General features: G+C 56.3%; 10 protein-coding genes. 3 read left to right on the forward strand and 7 right to left on the reverse strand.

What is annotated here, in order from left to right:
* Position 1: 1 nt before the first annotated feature.
* Positions 2-1462 carry a cardiolipin synthase gene (gene cls, locus N8E88_RS15225; RefSeq protein WP_262294396.1) on the forward strand — a complete coding sequence of 487 codons (1461 nt, stop codon included), beginning with the start codon at positions 2-4 and terminating at the stop codon, positions 1460-1462.
* On the opposite strand, the gene N8E88_RS15230 is transcribed toward cls, so the two are convergent.
* The 3 genes from N8E88_RS15230 to N8E88_RS15240 all read right to left on the reverse strand — a co-directional run bounded on the left by N8E88_RS15230 (position 1434) and on the right by N8E88_RS15240 (position 5116).
* Positions 1434-2300 (reverse strand): endonuclease/exonuclease/phosphatase family protein, encoded by an 867-nt coding sequence (locus N8E88_RS15230; protein ID WP_410010650.1) that lies wholly within the window; start codon positions 2298-2300, stop codon positions 1434-1436. The two genes, cls and N8E88_RS15230, sit on opposite strands and share 29 nt — an antisense overlap.
* A gap of 498 nt (positions 2301-2798) precedes the next feature.
* Positions 2799-4082: an NAD(P)/FAD-dependent oxidoreductase gene (locus N8E88_RS15235; RefSeq protein ID WP_262294398.1), complete on the reverse strand. Its 1284-nt coding sequence runs from the start codon at positions 4080-4082 to the stop codon at positions 2799-2801.
* A 113-nt stretch (positions 4083-4195) separates the two neighbouring features.
* Complete coding sequence (locus N8E88_RS15240) at positions 4196-5116, reverse strand: LysR family transcriptional regulator (RefSeq protein WP_262294399.1); 921 nt, start codon at positions 5114-5116, stop codon at positions 4196-4198.
* A 389-nt stretch (positions 5117-5505) separates the two neighbouring features.
* On the opposite strand from N8E88_RS15240, the gene N8E88_RS15245 reads away from it, so the two are divergent.
* Both N8E88_RS15245 and N8E88_RS15250 read left to right on the forward strand, forming a co-directional pair.
* Entirely contained in the window at positions 5506-6912 is a 1407-nt protein-coding gene (locus N8E88_RS15245) for a 2-oxoadipate dioxygenase/decarboxylase HglS (protein ID WP_262294400.1), read from the forward strand.
* Between the two features lie 81 nt (positions 6913-6993).
* Complete coding sequence (locus N8E88_RS15250) at positions 6994-8505, forward strand: L-piperidine-6-carboxylate dehydrogenase (RefSeq protein WP_262294401.1); 1512 nt, start codon at positions 6994-6996, stop codon at positions 8503-8505.
* A 54-nt stretch (positions 8506-8559) separates the two neighbouring features.
* Here N8E88_RS15250 and N8E88_RS15255 read toward each other — a convergent pair whose 3' ends face one another.
* The 4 genes from N8E88_RS15255 to N8E88_RS15270 form a co-directional block, all read right to left on the reverse strand.
* A complete protein-coding gene (locus tag N8E88_RS15255; protein ID WP_410010677.1) occupies positions 8560-9240 on the reverse strand; it encodes a superoxide dismutase in 681 nt (226 codons plus the stop codon).
* 374 nt (positions 9241-9614) lie between these two features.
* Positions 9615-10409 (reverse strand): ABC transporter permease, encoded by a 795-nt coding sequence (locus N8E88_RS15260; RefSeq protein WP_262294403.1) that lies wholly within the window; start codon positions 10407-10409, stop codon positions 9615-9617.
* A gap of 9 nt (positions 10410-10418) precedes the next feature.
* Entirely contained in the window at positions 10419-11300 is an 882-nt protein-coding gene (locus N8E88_RS15265; RefSeq protein WP_262294404.1) for an ABC transporter permease, read from the reverse strand.
* On the reverse strand, positions 11297-12412 hold the full coding sequence (locus tag N8E88_RS15270; protein WP_262294405.1) for an ABC transporter ATP-binding protein: 1116 nt from the start codon (positions 12410-12412) through the stop codon (positions 11297-11299). The genes N8E88_RS15265 and N8E88_RS15270 overlap by 4 nt, the downstream gene beginning before the upstream one ends.

Here is a 12412-nt window from a genome sequence, read left to right on the forward strand (position 1 = left end):
AATGGCTGATTACCTCTATACCCACCTACCGCATATCTTCTTTGTGCTGTCGATCGTTCTCGGCGTTCCCGCGGCCGTTCACGCGACCATGACCAAGGAGGAGGTTCGCGCCGCTATCGGCTGGGTCGGCGTCATCATCCTTTCTCCGGTCATCGGTGCACTCATCTATGCCGTCGCGGGGATCAATCGCATCCGACGGTCATCCATCTCCTCGCAACGCAAATTCCTGCATGAGATTGGTCAGGACGCTTTCATGCGTTTCGATGCCAAGGACAAACATGTTCTGGCGCATTTCGAAAAGCGTTTTGCCGCAATGAAGACACTTGGAGATCGCGTAAGCCGATGCCGGCTTACGACCGGTAACAACATCGACATATTGCAAGGAGGCGATGAAGCTTATCACGCGATGCTATCCGAGATTAACCAAGCCAAGCGCAGTATTCTGGTTGAGACCTACATCTTCGATCGCGACAAGCTTGGCCTGCACATCGCCGACGCGCTGATCGCAGCTGTCAAGCGTGGGGTCGAAGTGAGAATACTGATCGACGCTGTGGGTGCTCGATATTCCATTCCAAGCATCGTTGGCTATCTCGCCAAACACGGCGTGAAGGTCGACGTCTTCAATGGCAACATCATCATGGGCTTACGCTTGCCCTATGCCAATCTTCGTACCCATCGCAAGATAATGATCATCGACGGGCGTGTAGCATTTACTGGCGGCATGAATATCAGGGCAGGTTTTTCCGCGGAAGTCATGGGCGAAGACAATGCGCGGGACACGCATTTCCGATTAACCGGGCCCATTGTGGCGGATCTGTTTCATATTGCCTCCGAGGACTGGCGATTTGCGACGCATGAGACGCTTACAGGGGAGCCTTGGCATATTGCCACGCCGGAAAAGCAGCCGGGAGACCCCGTATTCATTCGCGCCGTACCGTCGGGGCCGGATCGCAGTGTCGAAGCCAATCACCGGATGCTTATGGGGGCCTTTTCCATCGCGCAGTCACGCGTTCGCATCATGTCGCCTTATTTTCTGCCGGACCGCGAATTGATCAGCGCTCTGGTAACGGCGGCACGCCGCGGGGTCGAGGTCGACATTGTCGTGCCTTCAATCAACAACCTCAAACTGGTAGACCGTGCCATGACGGCACAGTTCGATCAGATACTCAAAGGTCACTGTCGCATCTGGCGTGCGACCGGCAATTTCAACCACTCCAAGTTACTCGTAGTCGATGGACAGTGGTCCTATGTCGGATCGTCAAATCTTGATCCGCGATCGTTACGGCTGAATTTCGAGGTCGATCTGGAGGTGATGGACGCAGCATTTGCGTCCGAAGTGGAAGCGCTTGTCGGCAACGCAATGGCCTCAGCGAAACCGGTTCTGCTTCAAAACCTGCGCGCCAGGTCATTCTGGGTACGCCTGGTTGAGCGAATCATCTGGCTAGGCTCGCCCTATCTTTGATTTCTTCGGTCTCGGCCAACGCCGATTTCAGATCGACATAGGCCTTGATCGGCAGATGATCGGATGCAACACGGGCCAAGGGTGTGTCGTGAACCTCGATCGTTGTAACAAGGCTGTGCGGGTGGCCAAGAACGCGGTCCAGAGCCAAGACCGGAAACCGCGACGGAAAGCTTGGAACCGCATTTTTCGCCGGGTCGAAGACCGGGCGAAGAAAGTGCAACGACGAACCTTTGCCCACGCGCCATTCGTTCAAATCGCCCAATAGCAAAGTCGGACGCGATGGATCCGCCTTCACGGCATTCAAAATTGCTTCCGATTGTTGTTGCCGCGAGTGTCTGAGGAGGCCGAGATGTGCGGCAATGATGCGAAGTGGTCCCGCTTCCAGATCGATATCGACCATCAATGCACCGCGCGGCTCAAGGCCAGGTAGTACAAGTTGCTGAACACGGCGAACGACGCCCTCGCGGAACAACAGCAGATTGCCGTGCCAGCCATGGCCTTTTGGGTAAAGCGAAGTTACCGGCACCGGAACAAGGCTGTTCTCGCGATGGAGACGGGCAAGATCAAGCAAGCCTGTCCTTTCGCCAAAACGCTTGTCTGCCTCCTGGATGGCGATCACGTCCGCTCCAATTTCGCCAATCACGTGGGCAACGCGATCTGGATCGAATTTCTTATCGATCCCGACACATTTGTGGACATTATAGGAAGCGATCAGCAGATCGTTGCGCACGACGCGGGTGATGCCAGCCGGGCGTTTGTTACGGTTCCTGACCGCGGCGAAAATGCTGGCGGAGACGCTGGGTCTGGTATGCCGCATCGGCTTCTTACTGTCCATCACCTAGAGATATGTCGGGATGCCAAGAATGGCAAGCGAATGAGCAGACGGGGTTAACGCCATTACACGGTTCACGCATTAGTCTATTGTCTGGCTGGTGCATGATCCTTGGGAAGCATAATCTATTCGGGACAAGAATGTTTTATTTATGAGCAATACGGCATGAAGATAATACACAACGAGCGCACCAAATTGCTTGCGAACTCAATCGACCGAGCATCAACCTCTTGTGTTACAGTTGGCGTTTTCGCGCCGGGTGCTGCAGCAATCTACGCTGTTTCTGGCACCGTCGTGTCGCCGCTAATCCTCCTTGTTGGAACTGGCGTTTGGCTTTTTGCCGCTGTAGCATTACATCTAGCAGCACGAAGGACCTTGAGAGGATTACGTTGATGAACGGCATTCAGCTTTTTGCCTTTGTTGTTCTGCCACTTGCGCTCGCTGCCGGAGGATGGTTGATCGTGCTGTTGAACGAACGGCACAACCGGCGATAACCATGTTCATTTAAAACCTGTTCCCGACCAGATGCGCCAGTTGCGCACCGACTTCATAATATCCTTCACGAATAGCCCGCAAGCCCTGATCCTTCGGCGGGGTTACCGGTAGTGGCAAGTCAGCCTCGGTGATCTTGCCGACTATGTGGTCAGCAAGAAGACGGCCAAATACTGTGCCCGGCGCGATGCCGCGGCCATTATAACCGCTGAAACTTATGATGTTCGGCGCGAGCGTATGGAAGCGCGGCAGACTGTCACTCGTCATGCCGATCTTGCCATACCAGCCAGCTTCAAATTCCACATCCTTGATCTGCGGAAAAAGCTTGCGGATGGATCTCGCGGCCCATGCCTTGTGCACGGCCATGCCAGTGCCGCGCAACGCACCCACGCTGCCGAAAATCAGTCGCCCTGCCCGGTCCATGCGGAAGGAGCTCAATATTTCTCTCGTATCCCACCCGCCTTGCTTTTCGGGAAGGACTGTCTTCCGCACTTCTTCCGGCAGCGGCGCCGTGGCGAAATTGAAATAGGGGAGATGCAGAAGTTCCGCCCGCAATTCCGGCCAAGGCGATGTCGTGTAGGCGTTAGTCGCGACCACCACCCAATCGGCCGATATCGTGCCCGATGACGTTCGCACTATCCAACGCTTACCGGATTGTTCGGTGGCCACTACCGGCGTCCCGGTATAAACAGCAGCGCCAACGCCGAGAGCCGCCTTGGCAAGCCCGCGAACGTAGCCCAGCGGCTGTATCGTGCCCGCCCGGTTATCCAATAATGAAGCCATGTACGCATCGGAGCCTACCTTGGCGGCAGTTTCCCTCGCATCGAGCAATCGAACCGCTGCACCTCGGGCGAGCCATTGTTCGGCGCGCTGCTCCAGCTGTTTCAGCCCGTCCTGACCAACCGCGCAGTGCAGCGTGCCATTGCGTTCGAGTTCGCAGTCAATCTTGTATTTATCGACGAGATTGAAAACAGACTGCGGCGCGTTTCCGAGCAGTTCCAGGAGGCGCTCGCCATGAACTGCTCCCAATACCCCGGGCAGATCATTTGGCATCACCCACATGCCCGCGTTGACGAGGCCGACATTTCTGCCTGAGCCGCCGAACCCTATCTCGACGGCATCGACGACCGCCACTTTCGTTCCTGCTTCGGCCAGATGCAACGCGGCGGAAAGCCCGGTGAAGCCTGCACCGATCACTGCAACGTCGACGGAGATATCTCCATGCAACCGTTCCGTCTTTGGCGCGGGCGGCGCGGTCTTTTCCCACAGGCCGTGGGAACGCTCATCATTCAGCATGGGATCACCGTCAGGTCGGCCAGAGATAACCGGCGCATTATCATGTCGTTATAGGGTGTGATCTTGCCAACGGAAATGAAATTTCTTGAAGACATGATGCGATTGTCGAATGATTAGGGTCGCGTCGGTCGTTCGGTGACCTGATCGGCTATCCAGGTGAAGAAGCTTTGTGCCAAAACGTTCTCCTTCTTGTGGTCGGGCACCACAAGGTAGTAGCTGTTCTCGGTCTGGAGCGGCTGCTCGAACAGCACGAGCAAACGCCCTGATGCGACCTCTTGCTCAATCAAATAACGGGGCAGCAAAGCGAAGCCCAGACCGGCAAGCGCCGCTTCTATAACCATGGAGAAATATTCAAAACGGTGCCCCTTGTAGGGAGTGGCGATCTCTGCTTGCACTGTTTCGAACCAGGACGCCCACGCCTTGGGTCGTGTCGAGAGATGCAGCAATGGCGCGGAGCCTGCCAGTTCGGTTGGCGTCTTTATGGGATTGGCTGCGCAAAGCTCCGGGCTCCCCACAGGTACGATCAGTTCACTGCAGAGATAGGTGCATGTGGCATGCGCCCAGACTGGCTGTCCATAATGGATCGCCAGGTCGAAAGGCTCCTCCTCGAAATCGAAGGGTTCCGACCGCGACGCGACACTGAGCGCCATTTCGGGATGGCGGCGCAAGAAATCGGGAAGCCTGGGCATCAACCAGCGGCTGCCGAAGGTGGGGAGCGTAGCGATACTCAAGGAGGCAGCCGACTGTGACGCCGCCATGGCACGGAGCATTGTCTCCTCGGTCAGACCCAGCAGGCGCCGTACTTCCGGCAGAAACTTCTGCCCGGCGTCGGAGAGGACGACGCGTTGACGAATGCGCTCGAACAACAGCACACCGATCTGGCCTTCGAGTTCACTCATCTGCCGGCTGACAGCACTCTGCGTAAGATGGAGCTCTCTCGCCGCTTGAGTAAAACTGCCATGCCGCGCCGCACATTCGAATGTCTGCAGAATATCGATGTCCGGGATCAACCTGCGGCTTAGAGCGGAGGACATTTAAATGGAACCAGTTCTGTTTCGCGGATGGCGAGGCAATCCACGCGGAAGGTGGCGAGGTCGATGCCCTTCCATCGTCCGAAGCCGCCTGACAAAGTGGGTGTCCGCCAGCCGGAAACCCGAAGGGCCAGGTGAATTTGGCCCAAATCCTTCGGGTTTCGGCGTCGTCCGATGGGAAGACATCGGCCTCGCCAAACCCCTTGCCCTTGAACCAAACTCCCTCGGGCAGAACGATTCCATTTAGATGTCCTCCGCTCTAACTTCATTCTTATCTCGCATCAACCCAGTTTGAATCATCGCAATCCGCGGGCCATTATCTTATCTATAATCCAGTTTAAGCATGACGGCGATGAAATTTGCTGTCGCACCACTGCAACGGAACCATCATTGTGAAATCAACGACTTTTGTCTCGACGGATGCTATTCGCGCATCTTTCTCTTCAGCCATGTCATCCATGTACCGGACGGAAGTTCCCGCCTATGGAACACTTCTGTCGCTTGTCGCGAAAGTGAACGCACAAACGCTTGGCGCATCGCCGGAACTGAGACATCGCCTGGAAAAAACCGACACGCTTGACCGTATTTCGGAAGAGCGGCACGGCGCCATCCGTGTCGGCACAGCCGCAGAACTCGCCATGCTGCGCCGGGTGTTCGCCATCATGGGCATGTATCCGGTCGGTTATTACGATCTAAGTGAGGCCGGCGTTCCCGTCCATTCCACCGCCTTCCGGCCGTCAAGCGATGCGGCGTTGAAGATCAATCCCTTTCGGGTTTTTACCTCATTGCTGCGGCTCGATCTCGTTGCGGATCCAGAGCTCCGCGATGAAGCCCGGAAGATCCTCGAAGCACGGCAGATTTTCACCGACGAGGCGATTTCTCTCATCGAGAAGGCCGAGGCTGATGGCGGCCTCAACGCGGACGATGCGGCGCTTTTCGTACGGGAAATCCTCGAGACTTTCCGTTGGCACGACCATGCGTGTGTCAGTACTGAGTTTTATGATCGCCTGCACGATGCCCACCGGCTGGTCGCCGATGTCGTGTCTTTCAAAGGGCCGCACATCAATCATCTGACGCCGCGCACACTGGATATCGATGCCGTTCAGGATCTGATGCCGGCGCATGGTATTTCGCCAAAGGCAGTGATCGAAGGCCCTCCTACCCGGGCCTGCCCGATTCTCCTGCGCCAGACGTCTTTCAAGGCGCTTGAGGAAAATGTGTCGTTCCGCAACGCTCTAGGCGAATGGGAGGCGGGCTCGCATACGGCCCGCTTCGGCGAAATCGAGCAGCGCGGCATTGCGCTGACACCTAAAGGACGTGCGCTCTACGACCAACATCTGGCCAGATCGCGTGAAGTGGTTCGCCCTGCCGCGGATGGCTCGAACGCCGAGGCCTACGTTGCTGCGTTGGCTGATGCGTTCAATGCCTTCCCGGATGATTGGAATGATATCCGCGTCGATGGGCTCGGTTATTTCCGTTATTCTGTCGTCGAGTGCTTTCCGCTGAACACGCTGTCGCCTCGCGAAGCCGCCAATATCGAAACCCTCGTCGCGATGGGCGCCGTCCAGTTCGACCCGATCGTCTATGAGGATTTTCTGCCGGTGAGCGCCGCCGGAATTTTCCAATCCAATCTCGGCGACGACGCAAGCGAGAAATTCGCAGCGAGTCCCAGCCAGCGGGAATTCGAGGACCAACTTGGCGTACCGGTTCTCGATGAATTCGCGCATTATGAAAGTCTTGAAAAAGCATCCATCGATGCATGCCTGAGACACTTCAAACCGATTGCGCTCGCGAGCTGAGCAGCGGCTGTATCATAAAATTAGAACCGCCTGATAAAAGCTGCCCCAAATCGGCAGGCAAACAGACAAAGGAAAAGCAAGATGACCATTGCTCAAGAAGTGAAAACACTCCTTTCCAAGCTCGGCGCAGCTGAATCCGCCTATACCGGAGGCAATATGCCTTCTTTTAGTCCCGTAAGCGGAGAGAAAATCGCCGATATCGTGATTCATTCGGCGGACGATACGGCAAGGACGATCGAACAGGCTGATGCAGCGTTCCGCGAATGGCGTCTTGTTCCTGCCCCAAGGCGCGGCGAGCTTGTGCGTCTGTTCGGTGAAGAGTTGCGCGCGCTGAAGAGTGAGCTCGGCCGCCTCGTTTCGATCGAAGCTGGCAAGATCCCGTCAGAGGGCCTCGGCGAAGTCCAGGAAATGATCGACATTTGCGATTTTGCTGTCGGTTTGTCGCGCCAGCTCTACGGCCTGACCATCGCAACCGAACGTCCCGGACATCGCATGATGGAAACCTGGCACCCGCTTGGCGTCGTTGGTGTTATTTCCGCTTTCAATTTCCCGGTTGCCGTCTGGTCGTGGAACACGGCGCTCGCACTCGTCTGCGGTAATGCCGTTGTCTGGAAACCATCGGAAAAAACACCTCTAACCGCGCTTGCATGCCAGGCGATCTTTGAGCGCGCCGCCAAGCGTTTTGGTGATGTTCCCGCCGGTCTTAGCCAGGTACTGATGGGCGATCGCACTGTTGGCGAGGCACTCGTCGATCATCCGAAGGTAGCGCTTGTATCGGCAACAGGATCGACCCGCATGGGCCGTGAGGTCGGGCCGCGTCTCGCCAAGCGTTTCGCCCGCTCGATCCTCGAGCTTGGCGGCAACAATGCCGGTATCGTCTGCCCCTCGGCCGATCTCGACATGGCGCTGCGTGCTATTGCCTTCGGCGCAATGGGAACCGCCGGTCAGCGTTGCACGAGCCTTCGCCGTCTATTCGTGCATGAAAGCGTCTATGAAACGCTCGTGCCCCGCCTGAAAAAAGCCTATGAGAGCGTTTCTGTCGGCAGTCCGCTCGATACATCGGCGTTGGTCGGCCCACTTATCGACAAGGCAGCCTATGACAATATGCAGAAGGCGCTGAGGCAAGCAATCGATCATGGTGGTAAGGTAACGGGCGGCGCGCGCATCGATACCGAATACGACAATGCCTATTATGTCCGTCCGGCTCTTGTCGAAATGCCGCAGCAGGATGGACCGGTAACCGACGAGACCTTCGCTCCTATCCTCTACGTCATGAAATACAGCGATTTCGATAAAGCGATTGCCGATCACAACGCAGTCGGAGCAGGGCTTTCGTCTTCGATCTTCACGCTCAATCTGCAGGAAGCTGAACGTTTCCTCAGCGCTGACGGGTCAGACTGCGGTATCGCCAACGTCAATATCGGCACGTCCGGCGCTGAAATCGGCGGAGCCTTTGGCGGCGAGAAGGAAACCGGTGGCGGGCGCGAGTCCGGATCGGACGCATGGAAGGCCTATATGCGCCGTGCCACGAATACGGTGAACTATTCGTCAGCCCTTCCCTTGGCACAGGGCGTATCCTTCGACATCGACTAATCAGATTTCAAGCGCTGTTCCCCGGAAACGGGGGACGGCGCTTTGCGCAGACTATCATGCCTGAAATTGTTCGCCGACAAATTCCCAGTTAACAAGCTTGCCGAGAACTGCCGCAACGTGTTCCGGGCGGCGGTTCTCGTAGTCGAGATAATATGCATGCTCCCAGACATCGATGCCAAGCAACGCTTTCTTGCCCTCTGCGAGCGGGTCGCCGGCGTCCTGCATCCCGACGATTGACAGCTTCTCGCCATCCTTCGTGAGCCATACCCATCCCGTCCCGAACACATTGTCGCCCTCGGCGGTCATCTTCTTCTTCAGGTCGTCAAACCCGCCAAAACTGCTCTCGATGGCTTTGAGAAATTCACCTTTTGGTGCCGTATATCCGCCCTTGAACTGTTGCCAATAGAGATTGTGATTCCACGCCTGTGCGGCGTTGTTGAAGATCGCGGTATCTCCACCCTTTTTGGCACGCACGACTACCTCTTCAAGCGGGAGATCCGCATAGGGCGTCTTTTCAACCAAGGTATTGAGCTTCTTGAAGTAACCGGCGTGGTGTTTTCCATAGTGGAGGCCAACCGTTCTCGCTGAAATCGCAGGCGCAAGCGCCTCTTCCGCGTAAGGCAGTTCGGGCTGTTTGAAAGGTGCCGCCGCGCTAGCCCGGATGGCTGGTGCGAAAAGCGTCGTCGCGGCTGCGGCTCCGGAAAGCGCCAACACATGGCGTCGGTTCATCTGCATGTCGATCTCCTTGGCTAGTCTACGGTGCAGTGCCATCAGATATCTCACAAATGGCGTCTGGAACCCTTAAAAATATTCGTGATGGCGCAGCGTTAAACGACTTGGCCAGTGCATGGTTCCTTGGCAAAGCCGACATTCGTTCTCAATCGATGAATTGCTGGATTGTTACTCCGCACAAATATCCCGCACGACCCCACGCAGCCAAGATGCGCTGGGTCGGCGTGTTAGCGGGCAATCTTCCTCGTCAATGTGCCGCCGGGGATTCTGGCTTTTCTTCTCGCCTATCGCTGTTGGACGCCATGCTCACGCAAGACGCGTTTCCTGGAGACGTGTCATGATGCATTCGCACCGCAAAGCCTCGCATGAGAAATCCACTACTTCACGAAGGCTTTCGTCAGGCCCATTGTCCGGTCCACGATCATGACCACTGCCAGTGTCATCAGAATCAGAAGAACCGAAACGCTTGCAACCAACGGGTCAGCCTGGCTCTCGACATGATGGAATAGCTCGACCGGCAATGTCGTCATCCTCGGGCCAGTCAGGAACAGCGTGATGACCACTTCGTCAAATGAAACGAGGAAACAGAGCGCGGTCGCGGCGACTATGCCCGGCGCCATCATGGGCAGGGTGACCTTCGCGAACACGGCCAGCGGCTTGGCTCCAAGCGACGAAGCCGCCTCTTCGCAGGCAAGGTTGAGATTACCGAGCGACACGGAGAGCACTCGCAACGCATAGGGAAGCGTGATCACCAGGTGGCCGATCACGAGGCCTGTAAATGTTGCCAGGAGACCCATCGACGCAAAAATGATCAGGATGGCCAGCCCCAGAACGATTGTCGGCAACAGCAACGGGGCGGTGAAAAGATTGAACAGAAATTCCGACCCGGTGACCTTCAACCGGACGATCGCATAGGACGCGGGAATTGCGATAATCAACGACAGGACAGTAACAACGCTTGCAAGCCCGAGACTTGTCAGAAACGCCGACATCATGACGTTGTTTCCGAGCAGGGCCTCATACCACCGCAGCGACCACGAGCTCGGCGGAAAGGCGAGGACCTGATCGCCACTGAAGGAGATCGGAAACACGAGCAGGACCGGTGCCAGAAGAAACAGGAACAGGATGGTTACGGTAATCCGCATAAACCAGGAGGTGGGATTATCTTCCATTGCCGTTGGTTACCCTTCAATCATACGCAGCACGCGCGAATAAACAGCCAATGCAGCTCCGAAAATGATGAGCACCAGCATCGACAGTGTCGCGGCCAGCGGCCAGTTCAATGTCACGATTGCCTGATCGTAGATTTCCGTAGCCAGCAAGAACACCCGTCCGCCGCCCATCAGCTTCGGCGTAATGAAGGAGGAGATGGCCAGGACAAAGCAGAGAAGGCAGCCAAGGGCGATACCCGGCAACGTAAGAGGCAGGATCACACGCCAGAATGTCCTGAAAGGTGTCGCGCCGAGCGTTCGGGCCGCCTCCTCTACCTTGGGATCGAGCCGGCCGAATCCGGCCATCAACGACAGGATCATATAAGGCATCAAGATCTCGGTCAGTCCAATGACGACGCCGGTGGTGTTGAACATCATCCGCGGCGGGTGAAACCCCATCGACGCAATCACATTGGCCACCGGCCCCTGTTCGGCAAGGAGGGCGATCCAGCCATAGGTTCGCACCACCGCTGAGGTCAGGAGCGGTGAAATGACGAGCACCGTCAAGAACGTCCTCCACGCACCCGACGCGCGATGAAGATAAAGCGCGATGGGATAGCTTACCAACAGGGTTGCGAGTGTGATTCCGAAGCTGACCAGGACCGAGTTCGTGATCAGTTCGATATAAAAACTATCCTGAAGCAGCCCGGTCCAGTTGGCGGCCGTGAACGCCTCTGCAATACCGCCGCCAGGCAGGGCTTCGTTAAAGGACATTCGTGCCAGATTGAATACCGGAAGGATAAATCCGATTGCGTTGACCAGGGCGATTGGCAACAGCAGGGCAACAGCCATACCGGTAGCGCTGGACGATCTCTGTGCGCTGACAGGCATATCGAAGGTTGCAGTCGTCATAGATCTGCTCCAAAGACGAGCGTGTCCCCGACGCTCCAGGAGAGGACGGCTCTGTCGCCCTGTTGATGGCTGGTTTGAGATTTTTTGGTCGACTCTTCAACGATGAATTCGGAACCGTCGACATCAAAATGATACTGGATGACGTCGCCGACAAAGGTAATACGCGAAAGTACAGCGGCCATTCGGTTCGCCGTTTCACCTTGTTGTTCCGTTGACGCGGCATTCCAATCGATATGAACGCGATGCGGGCGCACCATCACCATGACGTCCTCCTGCACTGGCGGTTTGGTCGACCGAATGACCGATGAACCAACCCGTATAGATCCGTCCGCCGTGCGCTTGCCTTTGACGCGATTAGTTCGACCTACAAATGAAGCTACGAACGGTGTCGCCGGCTGCTCATAGATATCATGCGGCGTGCCGACCTGTTCAATCAGTCCGCCTTTCATGACCACGATGCGATCACACATACTCAAGGCTTCTACCTGATCATGCGTCACAAAAACTGTCGTAATGCCCAGCTGCTGCTGTATGTCCCGTATTTGCGTCCGCATTTCATCGCGCAGCTTTGCGTCGAGATTCGAGAGCGGTTCATCGAGCAGAAGTATCGACGGTTCAATGACCAGCGCACGAGCCAATGCAACACGTTGTTGCTGGCCACCGGACAGCTCCCGTGGCTTTCGCTGGGCAAGATGGCCGAGCTGAACCATGGCAAGCGCCTTGGCCACCTTGCTGGCAATATCGGCACGCGACAGGCCGCGCATTTCGAGACCAAATGCGACATTCTTCGCCACGGTCATATGCGGAAACAGGGCATAGCTTTGAAAGACCAGCCCCATATCCCTGCCATGAGGTGCAATTTGCGTAACGTCGCGCCCCTCGACAGTGATCTTTCCGGCAGACGGGGAAATCAATCCCGCAATCATACGCAGAGTCGTGGTTTTGCCGCATCCAGAAGGGCCAAGCAGAGCGATCAACTCGCCCTTGCGGACCTCGAGATTGAGATTTGAGATAACTTCGACAAGACCATATTTCTTGTTGATACCTTCCAGGCTGAGATACGGATCGCCAATCGTTTCAACGCCATCTCGTTTGATGGTCTGATGCATCAT

The organism is Phyllobacterium zundukense (genome assembly GCF_025452195.1).
Lineage (GTDB): Bacteria > Pseudomonadota > Alphaproteobacteria > Rhizobiales > Rhizobiaceae > Phyllobacterium > Phyllobacterium zundukense_A.

Coding starts and splice junctions, on each gene's coding strand:
- cls (WP_262294396.1), top strand. CDS start 2: ATGGCTGATTACCTCTATACCCACCTACCGCATATCTTCTTTGTGCTG.
- N8E88_RS15235 (WP_262294398.1), bottom strand. CDS start 4,082: ATGCTGAATGATGAGCGTTCCCACGGCCTGTGGGAAAAGACCGCGCCG.
- N8E88_RS15240 (WP_262294399.1), bottom strand. CDS start 5,116: ATGTCCTCCGCTCTAAGCCGCAGGTTGATCCCGGACATCGATATTCTG.
- N8E88_RS15250 (WP_262294401.1), top strand. CDS start 6,994: ATGACCATTGCTCAAGAAGTGAAAACACTCCTTTCCAAGCTCGGCGCA.
- N8E88_RS15255 (WP_410010677.1), bottom strand. CDS start 9,240: ATGCAGATGAACCGACGCCATGTGTTGGCGCTTTCCGGAGCCGCAGCC.
- N8E88_RS15260 (WP_262294403.1), bottom strand. CDS start 10,409: ATGGAAGATAATCCCACCTCCTGGTTTATGCGGATTACCGTAACCATC.
- N8E88_RS15265 (WP_262294404.1), bottom strand. CDS start 11,300: ATGACGACTGCAACCTTCGATATGCCTGTCAGCGCACAGAGATCGTCC.
- N8E88_RS15270 (WP_262294405.1), bottom strand. CDS start 12,412: ATGATGCATCAGACCATCAAACGAGATGGCGTTGAAACGATTGGCGAT.